Annotated in this window: 17 protein-coding genes; 10 read left to right on the forward strand and 7 right to left on the reverse strand. The window is 58.3% G+C overall.

The genetic code is table 11. The annotated features are described in order from the left end of the window. Positions 1-81 precede the first annotated feature (81 nt). A complete protein-coding gene (gene eat / locus FW800_RS02105; protein ID WP_032877161.1) occupies positions 82-1,446 on the reverse strand; it encodes an ethanolamine permease in 1,365 nt (454 codons plus the stop codon). A gap of 380 nt (positions 1,447-1,826) precedes the next feature. Here eat and FW800_RS02110 point away from each other — a divergent pair, with 380 nt between their 5' ends. From FW800_RS02110 to FW800_RS02140, 7 genes are all read left to right on the forward strand, one after another. After that, complete coding sequence (locus FW800_RS02110; protein WP_446436867.1) at positions 1,827-6,971, forward strand: hypothetical protein; 5,145 nt, start codon at positions 1,827-1,829, stop codon at positions 6,969-6,971. Between the two features lie 224 nt (positions 6,972-7,195). After that, positions 7,196-7,285 (forward strand): K(+)-transporting ATPase subunit F, encoded by a 90-nt coding sequence (gene kdpF / locus FW800_RS02115; protein WP_003218754.1) that lies wholly within the window; start codon positions 7,196-7,198, stop codon positions 7,283-7,285. A 9-nt stretch (positions 7,286-7,294) separates the two neighbouring features. Beyond that, positions 7,295-8,989, forward strand: coding sequence for a potassium-transporting ATPase subunit KdpA (gene kdpA, locus FW800_RS02120; RefSeq protein WP_216090934.1), 1,695 nt, complete (start codon positions 7,295-7,297; stop codon positions 8,987-8,989). A gap of 12 nt (positions 8,990-9,001) precedes the next feature. Further along, positions 9,002-11,059 (forward strand): potassium-transporting ATPase subunit KdpB, encoded by a 2,058-nt coding sequence (kdpB, locus tag FW800_RS02125; protein ID WP_446436868.1) that lies wholly within the window; start codon positions 9,002-9,004, stop codon positions 11,057-11,059. A 27-nt stretch (positions 11,060-11,086) separates the two neighbouring features. Beyond that, the gene (gene kdpC, locus FW800_RS02130) at positions 11,087-11,632 is read left to right on the forward strand and encodes a potassium-transporting ATPase subunit KdpC (protein ID WP_446436869.1); all 546 of its coding nucleotides are present in this window, start codon (positions 11,087-11,089) and stop codon (positions 11,630-11,632) included. 138 nt (positions 11,633-11,770) lie between these two features. Beyond that, positions 11,771-14,422, forward strand: coding sequence for a DUF4118 domain-containing protein (locus tag FW800_RS02135; RefSeq protein WP_446436870.1), 2,652 nt, complete (start codon positions 11,771-11,773; stop codon positions 14,420-14,422). A gap of 46 nt (positions 14,423-14,468) precedes the next feature. Continuing rightward, on the forward strand, positions 14,469-15,158 hold the full coding sequence (locus FW800_RS02140; protein WP_078820683.1) for a response regulator: 690 nt from the start codon (positions 14,469-14,471) through the stop codon (positions 15,156-15,158). A gap of 163 nt (positions 15,159-15,321) precedes the next feature. Here FW800_RS02140 and FW800_RS02145 read toward each other — a convergent pair whose 3' ends face one another. Continuing rightward, positions 15,322-16,359 carry a patatin-like phospholipase family protein gene (locus tag FW800_RS02145; protein WP_005786353.1) on the reverse strand — a complete coding sequence of 346 codons (1,038 nt, stop codon included), beginning with the start codon at positions 16,357-16,359 and terminating at the stop codon, positions 15,322-15,324. 205 nt (positions 16,360-16,564) lie between these two features. Between FW800_RS02145 and FW800_RS02150 the strand changes: the two genes are divergently transcribed. The 3 genes from FW800_RS02150 (at position 16,565) to FW800_RS02160 (ending at position 18,536) form a co-directional block, all read left to right on the forward strand. Beyond that, a complete protein-coding gene (locus FW800_RS02150; RefSeq protein ID WP_005786355.1) occupies positions 16,565-16,843 on the forward strand; it encodes a hypothetical protein in 279 nt (92 codons plus the stop codon). Positions 16,844-16,887: 44 nt separating this feature from the next. Further along, positions 16,888-17,649, forward strand: a complete 762-nt coding sequence (locus FW800_RS02155) for a CHAD domain-containing protein (RefSeq protein ID WP_446436871.1) — start codon at positions 16,888-16,890, stop codon at positions 17,647-17,649. A gap of 89 nt (positions 17,650-17,738) precedes the next feature. Further along, entirely contained in the window at positions 17,739-18,536 is a 798-nt protein-coding gene (locus FW800_RS02160; RefSeq protein WP_446436872.1) for an acyl-CoA thioesterase, read from the forward strand. Positions 18,537-18,542: 6 nt separating this feature from the next. Here the strand turns inward: FW800_RS02160 and FW800_RS02165 are convergent, their stop codons facing one another. From FW800_RS02165 to FW800_RS02185, 5 genes are all read right to left on the reverse strand, one after another. Continuing rightward, entirely contained in the window at positions 18,543-18,905 is a 363-nt protein-coding gene (locus tag FW800_RS02165; RefSeq protein WP_005786360.1) for an Mpo1-like protein, read from the reverse strand. Positions 18,906-19,021: 116 nt separating this feature from the next. Beyond that, positions 19,022-19,411, reverse strand: a complete 390-nt coding sequence (locus tag FW800_RS02170) for a hypothetical protein (protein ID WP_446436873.1) — start codon at positions 19,409-19,411, stop codon at positions 19,022-19,024. Further along, positions 19,411-19,704, reverse strand: coding sequence for a polymorphic toxin type 47 domain-containing protein (locus FW800_RS02175; RefSeq protein ID WP_446436874.1), 294 nt, complete (start codon positions 19,702-19,704; stop codon positions 19,411-19,413). The genes FW800_RS02170 and FW800_RS02175 overlap by 1 nt, the downstream gene beginning before the upstream one ends. Positions 19,705-19,767: 63 nt before the next feature. After that, positions 19,768-20,172 (reverse strand): Imm50 family immunity protein, encoded by a 405-nt coding sequence (locus FW800_RS02180; RefSeq protein WP_005786365.1) that lies wholly within the window; start codon positions 20,170-20,172, stop codon positions 19,768-19,770. Beyond that, positions 20,169-20,829: RHS repeat-associated core domain-containing protein (locus FW800_RS02185; RefSeq protein ID WP_446436875.1), on the reverse strand; the 661-nt coding region annotated here is incomplete at its 5' end. The genes FW800_RS02180 and FW800_RS02185, both read right to left, overlap by 4 nt.

Genomic DNA, 20,829 nt, shown 5'->3' on the forward strand with positions numbered 1-20,829 from the left:
GAAAGTTTCCCACGGTAATGACTGCTTTGAGTCACGGGCTTTCTGAGTAGTTCAGTGTAGGCCCGTTCTGCCTCGCGGGCGCTATAGTCCCGTCAACATCGCATCTGTCGGGGCGTCGGCGCGGTCTTGCGCGGTCAGTTGGAAATAGATGAAGCCTGCCAGCATAAAGCCCAGGAAGATCAGCCCGATCAGGGCGTTGAACCAGGCCATCGCCACCAGGCACACCACTGCCAGTACCAGTGCAATACCCGGCACGATGGGGTAGCCCGGTGCGCGAAAGGTGCGTTCCAGCAGGGGCTCGGTCTTACGCAGTTTGAACAGGCTGAGCATGCTCATGATGTACATGACGATGGCACCGAACACCGCCATGGTGATCATGGCGGCGGTCAGGGTCATGCCGCCCAGGTTGATCAGGCCGTCGCTGTAGATGGCCGCGATGCCGACCAGGCCGCCGGCAATAATTGCTCGATGGGGTGTCTGAAAACGCGACAGTTTGGCCAGGAAGGGCGGCAGGTAACCGGCGCGGGCCAGGGCGAAGAACTGGCGCGAGTAGCCGAGGATGATGCCGTGGAAGCTCGCCACCAACCCAAACAGGCCAATCCACACCAGCATGTGCAACCAGCCGGAGCTTTCGCCGACTACGGTTTTCATCGCCTGGGGCAGTGGGTCGTTGATGTTCGACAAGGTGCGCCAGTCGCCTACGCCACCGGCGAAGAACATTACGCCCATGGCCAGGAACACCAGGGTGAGGATGCCGCTGATGTAGGCTTTTGGAATCGTGCGTTTGGGGTCCTTGGCTTCTTCGGCGGCCATGGCGGCACCTTCGATGGCGAGGAAGAACCAGATGGCGAAGGGAATAGCGGCAAACATCCCGGCAATCGCCGGCGCGCCGAAGGTGTCGGAACCGGCCCAGCCGTTGAGGGCGAAGTTGCTGAAGCTGAACGCCGGGGCGACCACGCCCATGAACACCAGCAGTTCGGCGACGGCGAGTACGCACACCACCAGCTCAAAGGTCGCGGCAAGTTTGACCCCGAGGATGTTCAGGCCCATGAACACGATATAAGCGCCGACGGCGGCGTGCTTGGGATCAAGTGCCGGGAATTGCACGTTCAGGTAGGCGCCGATGGCCAGGGCAATTGCGGGCGGGGCGAAGACGAATTCGATCAAGGTAGCCAGCCCGGCAATCAAGCCGCCTTTTTCACCAAAGGCGCGACGGCTGTAGGCAAAGGGGCCTCCGGCATGGGGAATGGCGGTAGTCAGCTCGGTAAAACTGAAGATGAAGCAGGTGTACATCGCGGCGACCATCAACGAAGTGACCAGAAAGCCTAAGGTGCCGGCCACGCCCCAGCCGTAGCTCCAGCCAAAGTACTCGCCGGAAATCACCAGCCCCACGGCGATGCCCCAGAGATGCAGGGTGCCTAAGGTGGGTTTGAGTTGTGTGTTCATTGTGCTGCGCTCCCTGAACCGTTGGAAATGGTTCAGCGTGTTGCAGCAGGCGTGCCATGCCATGGGGATACGTCGTAAAGCGGCGCCAGTGTCGCTTGGAGGATGGTTTTGTGTTTGAAGTTTTCCGGTGCGCACCAGATATGTGCGCCAGCCCGGTCGGTTTATCCGCCATGACCTGACGGTGGTGCATGTCTTGGCCCATGACATGGTTGCAATCAACGGGCTGTTCGAGGCGGTCCATTTACGCTTACTTACTATTACTGATCGACCTTGTCGGAACTGTTCCCTGCTCAGTTTTCACTATGCGGTGCCCATTCAGGAAGAGTGTTACATGAATAATCGTCAGGGACGCATGGGTTCATACATCCGAGAAAGCCGAAATGACTTCAGCTGTGACTGGTCTTCATGCGCGCCGGGATCTGCCCCCCTCGCAAAGCGTTCTATTGCCCGAGGCCAATGCCCTATCGCCGGCAAATGAGCCATCAACGATTCCTCATGTGAAGGGCATTGCCCCCATCAGCGTGACCCCGGCAGGCTTGAAAAACGGCCGGCAAATCAGCGAAAAACACCTTCAGTTGCTTCACCAATTTCGGGCGCTGAATCAGCAAATCCACGCACTGACGGGCCAGCAGCCGACACTTGCGAGCGTCATCGAACAGCAACTCGCTGAGGCGCTCTACAAACAGACGCCGCTGGACGCCACTAAACTCTATTTTCATCGCTATCACACTGATGAGCAGGGGCAGCGCACATTGCTCTCTGTAGAGCCTGCCACTGCGGCACTCTTTAACGCGCTCAAGACCTCCAAGGGGCTCGGTGGCTCGGACGCCTCCACAAGCCCCGCCACCACAGACTGCGGTTTTTATCTGGGGGACGCGCCGGCCGAACGCGATAAACAACTGGACGCTGCCGGTAGCCTGTTGTCGATTGCCCAAACCATCGAAAAAGAGCTGCCCTCGAGCCTTGCCCGATTCTGGACGGAGCCACGCTCTGGCGAAGCGAACCCTGAGGCACGGCAAGGCGAGTTACTGCGTATTCAACGGCAGATGTTGTCTACCCTTGCAGCGCTTCAGGTAGAAGAAGGCACAATGCTCCCGGCCGCCAAAGTGCTGATCGACAAAGCGATTGAATATCCCACTCTGGAGGCGCGGGAAAGTGCCATGCAGGATGGAGAGCGGCCTGGGGTGTATCCGCTCAAGCTCGATACGCCAAAGCCCGACGGTACGTTGATGGCAGGCGCCTTCCTGATCACGAGTAGTGACGGTTCGTCGACACAGCGCCCGTTCAATAACTCGGACACCAACAGGGCACTATCGCCCAGCGAGCAACGCGGCCTCACGGTGCTTTATACCCCCCGCGATGGCTACGAGGTGTTCGACAGCCCGGCCAAAGCCCTGCAAGCCTGGCGCCAGCGCCTCAGCAACAACGCTTATGCCGCGCAACAGGCCAAGCAGAGTTTGCCGATTTCGGTCGAGCAAAGCCTCAAGCCTGGTTGGGAAAACGAGCTGAGCCAAACCCTTATTCCACTCACCACCGACGTCATTGCCGCAGGCGTACCGCAGCTGCTCGAACGCCAGCAGCAGCAGGTAAACACCGAGCTGCAAGCGCTATTCGACGATGATAGGGGTGTAGCGAACACGGGCCCTTGGCAACGATCGCAAACGCTCAGGGACTTGGATCAGGCGTCTGCTCTGGCGCCACATTTCAGCGCCGATTACGTTCTGCGGGTACACAATGAGTGGCTGCTGGAGCGTTTGAGCGAGCAGGACAATCTCCAGGTGATGCAGCAACGGACAGCGAATCGCAGCAACTGGCAGTATTTGGCACAACAGCTTAATCAGGCCGGCCAGGCGCTACCGGAAAATGCCACGGCGCAGGACATATCGGCCATCTTGAAAAGTACGCCGATGAGAATTGCCCCGGACTCTGCTCATTACCAGTCATCTGTCCGCGAACCCGGTAAATCGATCAGTCTGGAGGCATTCATCAACGAAAATGACTTGCCCCTGCCCAAGACCCTGGACGAGCTGCTTTCCCTGGCACAAACGGCAATTGCAAGGGCCCAGCAGCACCCGTTAGGCAATTTCGGGGGCGGCCTGTCCTGGCCGATTCCTATGACTGCCCGCGAGCAGCAGACGGTGCGGGCCGTCGCCAGTGACTATAAGGTCAGCACGCAGATGGGGCTGCTGGACTACTTGAACACGCGTCAACCGCTCTCTCAGGACGTATTGCAGGATCCAGTGACGATGCTGGAGGCCCTCGTGGGCTCCCCGCAAGGGCATGCGCTGGGACTAGAGATGCAAACCAATTTGGGTGGCGTCTCCACGGACATCAGCGTCAATGACTATACGCTGGCACTCATGAATCTGGCGCTGGACCCCGAGTCTCTCACCAGGCCGCATCGAAATTGGGTAGCCGGTTTCGACCTGACCGATAAAAAATATTGGGGCCAGCCCCTCTCAGCCATCATCGAAGGCCTGAGCCGGCACCTGATTGAAACCGGCCGTGCATCATCGGCGATGGCCAAGGCGGGGGCGTACCTGTTGCTGATGCGGGCAGCGCCGCAATTACTGGTCAAAGATGTCCCCGACAGTGTGGTCTACGGCAGTGTGGCGTGGGCGACTCTGTGCATTGCGGTCGCCGCCATCGAAGCCCAGTCACCCGGCAGCGTCGCCCATATGACCTACGCTGAAGTGATGATCGCCGCCGACGCCCGAGACGCGGCTCCCAAGCTTGCGCAAACGGCGATACTGCTCAATTGGGCTGTGGCCAATAACATTCTCAACGGAAAACAGGATGCGCTTTACACCCAGGACGACATCAACAAAGCGCAAGCGGCTTTCAACCATCAGCAAACAGAACTCGAAAAAGCCTCGGCTTTACTGGATACGCCCCTGCCAAGCCGTCGAGAGATCGCCCTGGCGTTACTCAAGAAGACGTTTGGGGAAAACGTAGCGTTCGAGGAGCCTAAATTCGCCAAAACTTCGCCCTACGCGTCCTACGCTCCTGGCATTTCTTATTCCATGCTGGATATCGTCATGGAAGGGAATGCAATGGATGAACGCTGGAAAATTATTAAAGAGGGCGATGGCATTGATCTTGCGAGGTTTACCGCTTTTACTAAGAGTCCGGAATTTAGTATTCAAAAAGATTTTGATGAGGCATTTTCAACGGTAACAGCCAACCATAAGTCAGTCAAAAAGCTGTCTATTATGAACGCCCTTACCAACTTGCCACCGGAAGATAAAAAAAATCTCAGCTTTGGCGAAATCCAATATTATCAAGAGAAAAGCTATAAAATCGGAACGTTGGGTAATACGTTGTTTCATACCAGTTCCAAGGTACTAGTAACCGCTAAACGCAACGGCACCACCAGTAACTATGAGTTCGATACGGAAAAAGGTCTGATCAAAAACCTTGGCAATATTGAGGTGCCGCGTGATCCTGAGTACATTCAGAACGAGGTTACTAAAATCGAGGAGTTTTTCCCCGATCAAGATTTAAGTAAATGGATCGATGGCAGTAATACGCTAGCGGCTATATTACCGTTTGGCGTGAGACGTGCTGATGATATCAAACGACACATTCTTGATCAGCCCAGAGCCTCCGCACCGTCTGCACCGTACCTGTTCACCGACGAGCGAGCCAACCATATTGCTGACTCGATTGTTAAGGCACTGGACTTCGATAACCCTGCCATTCGGAAAGCCGCTATGGGGGCGACGCGGTCCGAACAGGGGGCGGAACAGGAGAAAGTCATAGGGAATTTTCTTCTCGACTTTATTCCCTTTCGATCGGCAATTGTCAACTTTATAGACGGTAACTACAGTGAAGGAATCACCGATGTTGCATTTGATATTTTTGGTTTTATCACCGCTGGTGTCGGTGCTGCTGCCAAAGCAGCGAAAGTGCTGGCTAAAGGGGGGAACGCACTGAAAAAGGTGCTCAAGGTCACCAAAATAATGGGCACAAGCCTTCTATCCGAGCTCAATCCGCTAGCCGGTGTTGGTGACTTGATTGTGGGGGGGGCGAAAGTGGTCACCCAGGGCGCTGGCCACGTCATTAACAACTTCCGGTTCGTCAAGAGCACATTAGGCCGGCCGGAACTCATCAACCTCAGTAAGCGTTATGACGCGGTAGCCAACGGTACATTCAAGGTTGGCGAGCAGACCCTACATGGATCTGCGGTCTTCCAGAATGGTAAGTGGGGTCTCTATGACCCCATCAGCGGTCGCCCATATGGTACCGCGAAGGGTTTCAAGCCCGAACAAGGTGCAATCAAAGGGGAAATCAAAGGATTCTCTGATTACCTGTCGTGGGAAAGAATAACAAACACATTGGCGCCTCCTGCGCCGCCCAACAAAAACTTTCGCACTGACTACAATAACGTTATAGCCGATGCAAAGAGTAAAGACCTCGCCACGTACTCAAAGGGGTGGAGAGAGTTAAACCCAGAAGCCGTCTATGGCTACTCTCCAGCGATGACCATCGATCAGTTAAAACGCCTTGCGGTAGCCCAGCGCCGTACGCCGGGCCAACTCGGTAGTCTGGCAAAACGAATTGCAGATCTCCAAGAACTGCCCGACAGGTTCAAGATGGCCCATCTTAAAGCGGCCCTCACTGACAAAGACGGCTATGCGAGAGGGTATCGCGCAGGGCAGCCGGCAGGGCTAGACAAGTTGACGGAAAAATTGACTCTCGATCAGGTGGCAGAGCTGGCTATCGCACCCGAACGCACACCTGAACAAATTGGTTACTTGGTCAGGCATATGGAAAAGATAAGAGAACAGGCGAGCAAGAGAAACTTCAAACGTTTCAGCGAAGACATTGGATTAACAGACGCCCGCCCGCCTATAGTGATCAAGGGTATTCCTCAAGGGTTGTACCTCAGTCGAGTTGACTTGTTGTCGGAGGGGGAGTGCGCGGCGCTGTCTACGCTGATGGCGGAAGCCCTCAAGCAGGGCAAACACGAAATTTTTCTTGAAAATCTAAGTCAGGCGATGCGCCCCGTGCCTCCGGGCGAGGACATTGCAGAGTTGCGAAAACTGGACCCGGCGAAAGCCGATGCCGAACAACTGCGCGCCACTCAAGTCGCTACCTTCCGTAGTAAGCTGAGCCGGCTTCAGGAAAAAATCGAAACTAAATACCTTCAACCCGGTGAACTTAAACAGGTTCCCTCCACCGGTATCATTTCCGATTTGGCCAGTAGCCGCGAAACGAAAACTTTGTTAATCAGCACCCCAGACCATGGCTTGATGGCCCGTGTTGTGGTTGATCTCAATGGGAACAAGACATGGTTCTATTTTGACCCTAACTATGGTCTTGCGATATTCACCGACGAGACGCAAATGAAAGCGGCCCTGGAAATGACCTTGAGAAAAGGCCAGAGCAAGGCAATGCTGTCGCACTTCGACGGTGAATCGGGCTTACCTGAGTATCAAGTGTCAGTGCTTAAAGAGTCGCAGGTAAATCCCAACGTGGCCGCGGTGCCAGGAGGAGTTTCCGACTTGTTCACGCCTCTGTAATCACTCAGTGGGTCAAAAGGTGGCAGTGCAAGGGTCGATTTGCTCGCGATCATTAACCTGGCACCTTTGGATGGTTACCCCATAAGGCCCCCTGTAAACCCCGGATAAACCCACTCTTTACGCCATCTTTACGCCTCACCCAACGCCTTGCTCTCGTTCCTTTACACCCCTCCTAGGGACAATGCCCCCACACGCGGCAATCGCCGCAAGACGGGGAAATTTCCATGAGCGTTCTGGACGGAGTGTCACTGCTATTGGCCGTGGCGCTGTTCATTTATCTGCTGGTTGCGCTGTTACGCGCGGATCGGAACTAGGAGCGGGCTATGCACAGTTATGACTATTGGCTGATCATCGCCTTTTTTGCCGTGGTACTGGTGCCGGCACCGTTTTTGGGGCGGTTCTATTACAAGGTGATGGAAGGCCAGCGCACGTGGTTGACGCCGGTGTTGGGGCCTGTCGAAAAGGCCTGTTATCGCCTTTCGGGCGTGGACGCGCAGCAGGAACAGAGCTGGCAGAAATACATGCTGGCCTTGCTCGCGTTCAACCTGGCGGGCTTCTTGTTGTTGTTCTCGATCCTGTTATTCCAGGGCTCCCTCCCACTGAACCCGCAGAAGTTGCCGGGCCAGGAATGGACCCTGGCGTTCAACACTGCGGTCAGTTTCATGACCAATACCAACTGGCAGAACTACAGCGGTGAGGCATCCCTAAGTTATCTCAGCCAGATGGCCGGCCTCACTGTGCAGAACTTCGTCAGTGCGGCGACCGGTCTCGCCGTCCTGGTTGCCTTGTGCCGTGGGATCGGGCGCAAATCTGCCCAGACCTTGGGCAACTTCTGGGTCGACATGACGCGCGCCACCCTCTACGGCCTGCTGCCGTTGTGCCTGGTGCTCGCACTGTTCCTGGTGTGGCAGGGCGTGCCGCAAACCTTCGCCCACTATGTTGACGCCGTCACGCTGCAGGGCGTGGACCAAGTGATTCCCTTGGGCCCGGCGGCCAGCCAGATTGCGATCAAGCAACTGGGCACCAATGGCGGCGGCTTCTTCGGGGTGAACTCGGCGCATCCGTTCGAAGACCCGACAGCCTGGGCCAACCTGTTCGAAGTGGCCTCGATCATTCTGATCCCGGTGGCGTTGGTATTTACCTTCGGCCACTACGTCAAAGACCTGCGTCAGAGCCGGGCGATCCTCGCGTGTATGCTGGCGCTGTTCCTGATCGGCGGCGCGACGTCGCTGTGGTCCGAATACCAGCCCAATCCGACCTTGAACAACCCGGCCGTGGAGCAAACCGCACCGCTGGAGGGCAAGGAAACACGCTTCGGTACCACCGGCACCGTGCTGTGGTCGGTGACCACTACCGCGGCATCCAACGGCTCGGTCAACGGTATGCAGGACAGCCTCAGCCCGCTGAGTGGGATGGTGGCATTGGTCAACATGATGGTTGGCGAAGTGATCTTTGGCGGCGTCGGTGCTGGCATGTACGGCATGTTGCTTAACGTACTGATCGCGGTGTTCCTCGCCGGCCTGATGATCGGCCGCACGCCGGAATATCTGGGCAAGAAACTCCAGGCCAAGGAAGTGCAATTGCTGGTGGTGACCCTGCTGGTCATGCCGGTCGGCGTGCTGGTGTTGAGTGCCATCGCCGCCAGCCTGCCGGGCCCGGCGGGCGCGATCAGTAACCCTGGCCCCCACGGCTTCAGTCAGTTGCTTTACGCCTACACCTCGGCCAGTGCCAACAACGGTTCGGCGTTTGCCGGCCTCGGTGCCAACACCGCGTTCCATAACCTGATGCTCGGCCTGGGCATGTTGATCGGTCGCTTTGGCTACATCCTCCCGGTGCTGGCTCTGGCCGGCAGCCTGGCGATGAAGAAGGCCGCACCGATTGGCCAGAACAGCTTCCCCACCCATGGCCCGCTGTTCGTGACCTTGTTGACCGTGACCATTTTGCTGGTGGGCGGCCTGACTTTCCTGCCGACGCTGGCGCTTGGGCCTATCGCTGAACATCTGAGCATGGGCTTCTAAAGGGACATGAAAATGAATATGCCTGCAAAAAACGCGGCCCCGGTCAAAACCCAGGAGCCTGCCAAAACCGCCATCTCGGCGCTCTGGCGCCCGGCGCTGGTCCAGGCTTTCGTCAAGCTCGACCCACGCCAACTGCAACGCTCGCCGGTGATGCTGGTGGTCGAACTGACCGCCATCCTCACCACCGTATTGTGCTTTGTGCCCGATACCACCGTGCCCACCTTTGTTGCGGTGCAAATCGCCGTGTGGCTGTGGTTCACCGTGCTGTTCGCCAACTTCGCCGAAGCCCTGGCCGAAGGCCGCGGCAAGGCCCGCGCCGACAGCCTCAAGGCTGGCAGCGAAGGTTTGAGCGCCCGGCGCCAGGAGGCCGATGGCAGCTTCAAGGTGGTGCCGGCCACCAGCCTGCGCAAGGGCGATGTGGTACGTGTTGCCGCGGGGGAAATGATCCCCGGTGACGGCGAGGTCGTCGAAGGTATTGCGGCGGTCAACGAAGCAGCGATCACCGGCGAATCCGCCCCGGTCATCCGCGAGTCCGGCGGTGACCGCTCGGCCGTTACCGGCAACACACGGCTGGTGTCGGACTGGCTGCTGATTCGCATCACCGCCAACCCGGGTGAGTCCACGCTGGATCGCATGATTGCGTTGGTGGAAGGTGCCAAACGCCAGAAAACCCCCAACGAAGTCGCGCTGGATATCCTGCTGATCGGCCTGACCCTGATCTTCCTGCTGGTAGTGGTGACCTTGCAGCCGTTCGCGCATTTTGCCAATGGCAGCCTGCCTCTGGTGTTTCTGGTCGCACTACTGGTGACGCTGATTCCTACCACCATTGGCGGCTTGTTGTCCGCCATCGGGATTGCCGGCATGGATCGCCTGGTGCGTCTCAATGTGATCGCCAAGTCCGGTCGCGCCGTGGAAGCGGCGGGGGACGTGCATGTGTTGCTGCTGGACAAGACCGGCACCATCACTTTTGGTAACCGTCGTTGCTCGGCCGTGGTCGCGGCGCCTGGCGTCAGTGGTCGGGAATTGGCTGAAGGCGCGCTGCTGGCATCCCTGGCCGATGACACGGCGGAAGGCAAATCCATCGTTGAATACCTGCGTGCCTTGCACCCGCAGGCCGAGCCAACCCTGGATGAATTGACCGCCGTACCCTTCAGCGCCGAGACCCGATTGTCGGGTGTCGACTATCAGGGCCGCGTGTTCCGCAAAGGCGCCGTGGATTCGCTGCTGGCGTTTATCGGCCAGCAACGCAGCGAGCTTTTACCTGCGCTGTCGCGGGAAATCGACAAGATCGCCCAAAGCGGCGGCACCCCATTGCTGGTCTGCGCCGATGGCAAATTGCTCGGTGCGATCCATCTCAAGGACGTGGTCAAGCCCGGTATCCGCGAGCGGTTTGCCGAGTTGCGCAAGTTGGGGATTCGCACCGTGATGGTCACTGGCGACAACCCCCTGACCGCCGCCGCGATTGCCGCTGAAGCCGGGGTGGATGACGTGCTGGCCGAAGCCACGCCAGAGAAGAAACTCGCGCGTATTCGCCATGAGCAGAACGATGGTCGCCTGGTTGCCATGTGCGGCGACGGCGCCAACGACGCCCCGGCGCTGGCCCAGGCTGACGTCGGCATGGCCATGAACGACGGCACCCAGGCCGCGCGCGAAGCGGCCAACATGGTCGACCTCGACAGCGACCCGACCAAGCTGCTGGACGTGGTGCAGATCGGCAAGGAATTGCTGGTAACCCGTGGCGCGTTGACGACCTTTTCCATCGCCAACGACGTGGCCAAGTACTTCGCAATCCTGCCGGCGCTGTTCGCCTCGATCTACCCGCAACTGGGCGTGCTCAACATCATGCGCTTGCAGAGCCCGCAGAGCGCGATCCTCTCGGCCATTGTGTTTAACGCCTTGATTATCGTGGTGCTGATTCCCCTGGCGCTGCGCGGTGTACGGGTGCAAGCGGCGAGTGCGGCGGCCTTGCTGCGGCGCAACCTGCTGATTTACGGCCTGGGCGGGCTCTTGGTGCCGTTCGTGGGTATCAAAGCCATCGACATGCTGCTGACGGCGCTGCACCTGGTTTGACCTGTCTGATTTATTGAGGATTTGACTATGACAAACATCATCCGCCCCGCCCTGAGTCTGCTGGTACTCATGACCCTGATCACCGGCGTCGCCTACCCGCTGGTGGTCACGGGCGTGGCGCAAGTGGCCTTCCCCGATCAGGCCAATGGCAGCCTGGTGCACGACGCCAGCGGCAAGGTGCGCGGCTCCAGCCTGATCGCCCAGGACTTTACCGGCGACCGCTGGTTTCATCCACGCCCGTCAGCAGGAGCCTTTGCGACGGTGTCCAGCAGTGCCAGCAACCTGGGCCCCAGCAATCCGGCCTTGGCGACCCGCATAGTCGAGGAAGCCGGCAAACAATCAGTGCCTGGCCAGGGCCCGGTGCCACTGGCCTCGCTGACGACCTCCGGCAGCGGCCTTGATCCACACTTGCCACCGCAGGCGATTGCCTATCAACTGGCGCGAGTGGCGGCAGCGCGCAATGTGCCGGTGGCGACCTTGCAGCGGTTGATGGATGAGCACATCGAAAGCCCGTTGGTAGGGCCGCCGGTGGTAAACGTCCTGGCCCTCAACATGGCCCTGGAAAAACTCTGAACCCCTGTGGGAGGGGGCTTGCTCCCGATAGCGGTGGTTGAGTCGAAATATCTGTCGCTGATACACCGCTATCGGGAGCAAGCCCCCTCCCACAGTTGATCTTCATTGACCTGAAAATACCTGCCTGAAGGAACCCGTATGAGCGACTCCGGCCGCGCCGATGCCCTGTTAGCCGATCTGCCCCGGGCTGGCCGTGGCCGGCTCAAAGTCTTCCTCGGCGCCGCGCCCGGCGTGGGCAAGACCTACGCCATGCTCCAGGCGGCCCACACCCAGTTGCGCCAAGGCGTAAGCCTGATTGCCGGTGTGGTCGAAACCCACGGCCGCGCCGAGACCGAAGCCTTGCTCAGCGGCCTGCCGCAACAACCGCTGCTACGCAGCGAGTACCGTGGCGTAATGCTTGAAGAAATGGACCTCGACGGCCTGCTCGCCGCCAAGCCCAAGCTGGTGCTGGTAGATGAACTGGCCCACAGCAACGCCCCCGGCAGCCGTCATGAAAAGCGCTGGCAAGATATTCAGGAATTGCTCGCGGCCGGTATCAATGTGTTCACCACGGTCAACGTCCAGCACCTGGAAAGCCTCAATGATCAGGTGCGTGGCATCACCGGCGTGCAAGTGCGCGAAACCTTGCCGGACTGGGTGCTGCAAGAGGCCGACGAACTGTTGCTGATCGACCTGCCATCCCGCGAACTGCTCGAACGCCTGCGTGACGGCAAGGTGTATGTGCCCGAACAGGCGCGTGCGGCTATCGATGCGTTTTTCACCCAGACCAACCTAATGGCCCTGCGCGAACTGGCGATGCAAACCGCCGCCGCCCACGTCGACGATGATCTGGCCCAGGGCTATCGCCAACTCGGACAGGCCGCGCCGGCGGTACGTGGGCGTTTGCTGGTGGGCGTGGATGGTGATGCGCAAGCCGAACGCCTGGTGCGTCATGCCAGTCGCGTGGCCCAGCGTCGGCATTTACCCTGGAGCCTGGTGCACGTCGACAACGGCCGAGCGCGGGATGAGCAATCGCGCCTGCGTCTGCAGAACGCCCAGCAACTGGCGGAGCGGTTGGGCGGCGAAGTGGTGTTACTGCGGGCCGGGGAGGTCGCCAAGACCCTGATCCAGCACGCCGCCGAACGCCGTGCCAGCTTGTTGCTGGTGGGGCAGTCGCGGATGCGCTGGCGCCGGCGCTTGTTCGGTGGTGGCTTGGCGGCGCGGCTGTTGCGCAATGCCCGTGGCCTGGAAATCAACGTCCTCGACAGCGATGACATACCGGCGCCGACACGCTTGCCGGATGTGCGTGGGTTGGTGTGGTTCGATTACGCTTTGGCGGTGGTTGCCACGGTGGTTGCTGCGGCCGTGGCTTGGGCGGTGTCCAGTGTGTTGCCGCTGCCGAATATCTCGCTGGTGTTTCTCGCTGCCGTATTGCTGGTGGCGGTGCGCAGCAGCCTGGGGCCGTCGCTGGTGTGCGCGGCGCTGTCGTTCATGACCTACGATTTTCTGTTTATCCCGCCGAACTTTTCCTTCGCCATTCAGCGCGAAGAGGATGTGCTGACCCTGCTGTTCTTCCTGCTGATGGCAGCCCTGACCGGCAACCTCGCCGCGCGCCAGCGCCGCCAGCTGCAGGCGTTGCGCGATACCCAGGAAGAAACCAGCGAGCTGCTCGACCTGTCGCGCAAGCTCACGGCGGCCACCGATCGCCAAGCCGTGATCAGCGCCGCCGCCCACCATCTGCAAGGCTGGCGCGACCTTGACTTGTGTCTGGTCAATCGCGACGGTCAGGGCGGCTGGACGGTCGAGACCGGTGGCCCGCTGACCCTCACCGAAGCCGAACGCGCAGCAGCCGATTGGGCCTGGCAGCATGATCAGCCTGCCGGTATGGGCACCGGCACCTTGCCGTTCGGACGTTGGTGGTGGTGGCCGTTGTCGGGTGAAGAGGGGCCGCTGGGCTTGCTTGGTGTCAGCGCCAAGCCGGGCCTGGAGTTGAGCGGGCAACGCCGACGTTTGCTCACTGCCTTGAGCCAGCCGCTGGCCCAGGCGCTGGCGCGAGCGCAGTTGGGGCAAGAGTTGGAGTCGGCGCGTCTGCACGGCGAAACCGAACAACTGCGCAGCGCCTTGCTGGCGTCGGTGTCCCACGATTTGCGCACGCCGTTGACCTCCATGCGCGGCAGTATCGATAGCCTGCTGGCCCTCGGCGAAGCCATTCCCATGGAGGATCGTCGCGAATTGCTTGAAGGCACCCGTGATGAGGCCGAGCGCCTGGACCGCTATATCCAGAACCTGCTGGACATGACGCGGCTGGGCCACGGCGCGCTGAAACTGGCGCGCGACTGGGTGTCGCCCGGTGATATCGTCGGCAGTGCCCTCGGGCGTTTGCGCGCAGTGCTGGCGCCATTGCAAGTGAGCACCGAGGTGCCGTCGGAACTGCCCTTGTTGTATGTGCATGCGGCGTTGATCGAACAGGCGTTGGTCAATGTGCTGGAAAACGCCGCCCGATTTTCGCCGCCCCAGGGTCGCTTGCAGTTGCGCGCTGGCGTGCAGGATGAGCAGTTGTTTTTTGCCGTGGCGGATGAAGGGCCGGGGATTCCCGAGGAGGAGCGTGCGAAGATTTTCGACATGTTCTATACCGCTGCCCGCGGTGATCGGGGCGGGCAGGGCACCGGCCTTGGCCTGGCGATCTGCCAGGGCATGGTCGGTGCGCATGGTGGGCATATCAGCGTGGCCGATGGCATTGATGGGCGGGGTACCTGCATCACGTTGTTTCTGCCGCTACAATCTCAACCTGGCTTGGACACTGACCTTTGAATGGCTCCTGAATGGGGTGATTCTTTAACGAATTTTGACGGACACCATGAGCCAGACCGCGACGATTCTAGTCATTGATGACGAACCGCAGATCCGCAAATTCCTGCGCATCAGCCTGGCCTCCCAGGGCTATAAGGTGATCGAGGCCGGCACCGGCAACGAAGGCCTGGCGCAAGCGGCCCTGAACAAACCGGACCTGCTGGTGCTCGACCTGGGGCTGCCCGACATGGACGGCCAGCAGGTGCTGCGCGAGTTTCGCGAGTGGTCGACGGTACCGGTGCTGGTGCTGTCGGTGCGGGCCAGTGAAGGCCAGAAAGTCGAGGCTCTTGACGGTGGCGCCAATGACTACGTGACCAAGCCCTTCGGCATCCAGGAATTCCTCGCTCGGGTGCGTGCGTTGTTGCGTCAGGCACCGGCGGGAGAGGCCCAGGAAGCCGCCTTGAATTTCGGCCCGCTGACGGTGGACCTGGCTTATCGCCGCGTGCTGCTGGACGGTGCCGAAGTGGCGCTGACCCGCAAGGAGTATGCAGTGCTGGCGCAACTGGCCCGGCATCCGGGGCGGGTGATTACCCAGCAGCAATTGCTCAAGGACATCTGGGGCCCGACTCACACCGAAGACAGCCATTACCTGCGTATCGTGGTGGGGCACCTGCGCCAGAAATTGGCGGATGACCCGACGCAGCCACGGTTTATCGTGACCGAGGCGGGGGTGGGGTATCGGTTGCTGAATGCTTGAGTTTTTGTGGGAGGGGGCTTGCTCCCGATAGCGGTGGGTCAGTAACAGATCTACTCACTGACCCACCGCTATCGGGAGCAAGCCCCCTCCCACATTTCGAGTGTATTCACAGATTAAAATGTGGGGCTTGCCTGCGATGACGCCATCAGCAACACCCACGCGCTCAACTCTGCTCACTCTCATACCGATCCAACGTATCACTGGCAATCTCCCGCCCCAAGGCGATCAGCTCCGGCGCCTTGTAGAACTCGAAGAACCGGCACACCCGCTTCGGCACGTTGATCAGCACATCTGGCGGGTAGCCGGCGATCTTGTACTGCGCCAATGAGGTTTGCATCACCTCGAAACTCTGGTTGATCAGGTCCAGCAGCGACGCAGGCCCGACGTTATCGATGATGAACGAGCCGGTCGCCGACTTCGGTGCGCCGGCTTTTTCCGGCGCGGCGGCGGGTTGCTGGGATTCGGGTTCAGCCGACTCCAGCCACGGGTTGATCTCTGCTGCCTGGGCCTGCAAGGCTTCCTGTTCGAGCTTCATCAACTGCTCGGCCTGTTTGCGGCGAAATGGCAGGTGCGATCCGAGTGATTTGGCCAGGCTGTTGAAGCGGCTCTTGAACGCCGGCGGGCGCTGGATCACCGGCAGCCGATAGTGCTTCTGGTTGGTGGCGTTGAGGTTGACCGCGATGATCAAGTCACAGTGGCTCGACACCACCGGCACAATGGGCAGCGGGTTGAGCAGCCCGCCGTCCACTAGCATCCGGTTGCCTTGCATCACCGGGGTGAACAGGCTCGGGATCGCCGCCGATGCGCGCATGGCCTGGTGCAGGCAGCCTTCCTGAAACCAGATTTCCTGTTGGTTGGTAAGGTCGGTGGCCACAGCAGTGTAGGGGATGCGCAGCTCTTCGATATTGATCTCGCCGACGATTTTGCGAATCTGCCCGAAAACTTTTTCGCCACGAATCGCACCCAGCCGAAAGCTCACATCTACCAGGCGCAATACGTCGAGGTAGTCCAGGCTTTCGATCCAGTTTCGATATTCGTCCAGCTTGCCTGCGGCATAGATACCGCCGACCACCGCGCCCATCGAACAGCCGGCGATACAGGCGATGTCATAGCCGCGTCGTTCGATTTCTTCGATCACCCCGATATGGGCGTAGCCCCTGGCTCCCCCGGAGCCCAGCACTAAGGCAACACGTTTTTTCATGTCCCAGTCCTTCGCAAAACAGGTGCCCACAATGCACCCATCCGGGGGGCGGCTTCAATCTTCGGTTATTTTTAGAGGATAACCTTTGCGCTCGGGTATGCTCTGGCAATAGGTACGACCGATTTCAGGCTAGGGACAAGGCACTTTTCCCTGTGGGCAACGTCTACAGGCTACAAATGATTTTGCTTATTTTGAGGTGTCATCAATGAAAGCCTGGATGTGTGTGCCTGTGATCGTGCTGGCCTTGGCCGGCTGTGCCGGCAAGACGGCCTACCGCGACAGCTGCGGTTCCCAATTGGATGCCGCCTGGAAAGAACTCGATCTGGCCAAGGCTGAAGGTTTTGCTGGCACCGTGAGTTACTCCAAGGCTCTGTCGCTATTGACTGGCGCCAAGACCCAGCAGCAGTTTGAAGCGTTTGAAGGGTGCTCCAACAAAGCCCAGAAGGCGCGGTTCTATATTCGTGAGTCTCGCGCCGGGCGTTGACCTGTAGCGGCGAGTAGGATTATTCATTGGAAAGTGAGGGCAGGATGTCAGCGTTGGTCAATCAGTTAGTCGCCCAGGTCATAGGCCTGGAAGTAGGGTTACTGAGCTGCCAGGCTCGCCTCGCCGCCGTCACTGACGATGAAGCCCTGCATGATTTGCGCACCACCGTGCGGCGCTTGCGCAGCTTGTTGCGGCCTTTGCGCGGCCTGCCCGGTGTGGAACAGCTTGAATTGGCCGCCAGTACGGTTGGCCAATTGACCACGCCGCTGCGTGACCGCGAGGTCCTGGCGGCGTATCTGCATCAGCACGGTTATCACGAGGCGGCTGATCGGCGCCTGCGCCTGCAACCCGAGGCCTATCGTCATGTGGCGCAAAGCCCGGAACTGGCGCACCTGTTACTGATTCTGGATGCATTCCCACGCTTTATTCGCGCCTCCCAGCACCAGAAACTGCTCAAAGGCCTGCGCCCGCGCATCGAGAAACGCCTGGCCAAGCAATGGCAGAAACTCGATGGAGCCCTGAAGGATCCCGAGCATGATCGCCACCGGTTGCGGTTGCTGATCAAGCGTGTGCGCTACGCCGCCGAGGCTTACCCCGAACTGGACAAGCTACCCGCCAACGCCATGTCGCGATTGAAGAAAGCCCAAAGCGCCCTGGGCGACTGGCATGACTGCTGGCAGTGGCTGGCCCAGGCCGGGCGGCAGGCGGATTTGCAACCTTGCGTTGCCATCTGGCAGCGCACCATGCTCAAGGCCCAGGGGCGGGCTGACCGTGTGCTGGACAAACTCAGCGCCGATTGTTTTTAACGCGGTCCGGCTTTTGGCCGGAATGGGTGGTGTGCCGGTCCGTCTCGATGGTTAAGATTCCCCATCGATTTTCTTGATGTGAGGTCGCCATGCGCTTTAGTGATTTGCTCGACGCTGCCCGAAGCAACCCGTTGGATGTCACCATTCCTGCCGAATGGGCCCAGGGCCGTGCCACCTTTGGCGGCCTGGTCGCCGCTTTGCAATACGAGGCGCTGCGTGCCCTGGTGTCAGCGGATCGTCCGTTGCGCTCCCTGGCCATCACCTTTGTCGGCCCGGTGGCGCCGGATGTACCTGCCAGTTATCAAGTCGAAGTGCTGCGCGAGGGCAAGGCCGTCAGCCAGTTGCTTGGGCGCGTGGTCCAGAACGGTGAAGTAGCGACCTTGGTCCAGGCCAGTTTTGGCGCGTCTCGAACGTCGGAAATCGACGTAGCGAGCGAACCGGCGCCAGTGTTCAAACATTGGGATGAGTGCCAGGAGCTGCCGTACATCAAGGGCGTTACCCCTGAGTTCATGCGCCACCTGGCGATGCGTTGGGCCGTGGGCGGCCTGCCTTTTACCGGCAATAAATCCCGCGACATGGGCGGCTGGGTGCGGTTGCGCGGGGATGTGAAAGAAGAGCCGCTGACCGAAGCGCATATCCTCGCCCTGGTCGACGCCTGGCCGCCAGCGTTGCTGCCGCACCTGAAAAAGCCTGCGCCGGGCAGCACTCTGACCTGGACCATCGAGTTCATCCAGCCGCTGCAAGACCTGACCACCCTCGATTGGTGCCAATACCACGTCAACATCGAACATGCCCGCGACGGCTACGGCCATGCGGCCGCTGCGCTGTGGAGCCCGACCGGCGAGTTGATCGCCCTCAGCCGCCAGACCGTGGTGGTGTTCGCCTAAGCCCCTTCAGTGGTGGTGACGTTGCCGCCAGGCACGCCACCAGCCACCGCTCAACACAAAGCGCGGGAAGGTCACGAACTGCTCGACAACAAGGCGTTGCACCGCATCTTTACGGTCGCTGAACGGCTCACTGGCCTGGGCTTCCAGGCTGTGGCCGTGACGCTGCAACGCCAGGCCCGCCACGATGCCGACCACACCGATAGCCAAGCTGGCCAGGCTCAGGCTGAACACCCCTGAAACGATCAGCAGGAAACCGACGATAAACAGCGGCACGGCAATCAGGTGCAACGCCAGGTTGGTCGGGTGCTGATGGTTTTGTGGGTAGTGACGCCATTGCCAGGCGGGGAGATTGGGGTGACGTTTGCCCATGATGGTGAATCCTCTGTCCGTTGAAATGACTTGAACAGAGTTTAGGTTCGGGCGGGCGGGGTAGCGAATCAAGGCTGGCTATGGGGGTTATAGAGAACAATTTGGGCGGATTGATCTCATGCCCAAATCACACAGTCATGGTCATCCATGTGTACTAAAAACGTCAGTTCGTTATCGGTTATCCAAAATGGATAACCGGTGGTTTCGCCTAAAACAGATGCTAAAACTGGTGTGTTATCAATTTCCCATGCCCTATATGTTGAGTCGAATACCAGCAGAAGTAAACCATTCTTGCTGATGCGATACGGCATTTCTTTCCAAAAGTTAGGGTTATGCTCTGTGTGTTTTTCGTTCAGTTCGGTGGAATCAAGCACGTTGCTTTGTGATTTGAAAAATTTTCTCGTCAGAGAATTTATCAATACGTTGAGTTCATTCGCATCAAGCTTCCTTGAGCTGATTTTCAAGGTGTTACATGCTTCGTCTATTTCCTCTTCCAAGTAGCTCATCAAGGGACACCTTTTTTGGAGCGGCTAAGAGGAACCAGTTTGAGCAGTATATGGCCTCTCTTTGCACCTCCACCGGACCTCTTTCCAGGAGTTTGATAGCCGATATGAGGTGATTTTGGGCTTTCTTTGCTTGGCACAAGCAGAAGGTCGTCAATATTCACTTCCACTCCCCTATTGGGCCCGCTTTGTACACGCCATTCCGTTGGAAATGATTTGCCATATTGGTCTTTGCCCCATTTTGATACGCTGTATTCAGTCTCCGGTATGCCTGTTCTGCGAAAGGCCTCATCCAAACCAACGGGTGGCGCATTGGGGCTGGCTATGGGGGCATAGTGATTACGCTATTTTTGTTCTATCTAGAAAAAATAATCGTCTGGACCATTTATGTATACATTCGGATCGCAAAGTGAAATGAATTTAGCCTTGAATTCAATTAGAGAACTTTCATTCTTTGCTTGGAAATGAAAAAGGTCATTTTGCTTAGTAATATCAACAAAAAACACCTCTCTAAGGGGGATGTTGTGTATTTTTAATTCGCGAATACCATGACAATCGATGCCCATTCTGCAGGTGTTATAGCCTTTCCCTTCCCATTTTTTTGGCAAGATATCTGGGAATTCGGGTATGTCGAACCCTAATCCCACAGAAGGTCGATCATTTTCTATTTGCAAAGAAAAAAGAGCAATTTTTCCGATTTCTATAGGCGTGCTAAAAATCTTTTCAAAAAAAATATTATGATCAAGTTCGTTCCAGTATTTCATCGGTTTTTCCTAAAGTTGTAATGATCCTTGCCGCCGTTTACGGTTCCGTTTCGAGGCTTGTCTATTGGTCGCAAATTGAAATGCGCTTTTTGGTCACCTATGCCGTCTGGTCTGCCAAATTTATGCCCGGCAGAATGGTCTTGAATAAGTACTTTAGAGCCATCTGCCCTCGTGAATTGATAAACTCTTGAATTTATGAATCTACCGCTCTCATCCAATATATTGTCATCATTCAAATCAGTCATTTTTTCTACTATGTACTGTGTCGTTCTTCCTGACTTCGGGTGTGTCATCACATCGGGGTTTTGAGTCATCGGTACATTGGCATCCCTTTTTGCTTGCCTGAACGCCCCTTTACGAGAGACATCAGGTATATCCGGTTCAGCAGGCAAAGAGCAGGTCGGTTTTTTCTTTCCTGAGCCCGGACAATTTGTGCTCAATCCCAGCGGATCAATCCACCCGGTAGGGTTGGGCACGTACTGGTACGCATTGACCCCACCCGCCAACTTCACCGGATCCGGTGTCAGGTAACGACCAATATCCGGATTGTAATAGCGATGGCGGTTGTAGTGCAGGCCGCTTTCCGCATCGAAATACTGCCCCTGAAAACGCAACGGATTGTCGATTTTGCCTACGTCGAGCCGGGCGATCTGGCCA

The organism is Pseudomonas sp. 910_23 (assembly GCF_052850795.1).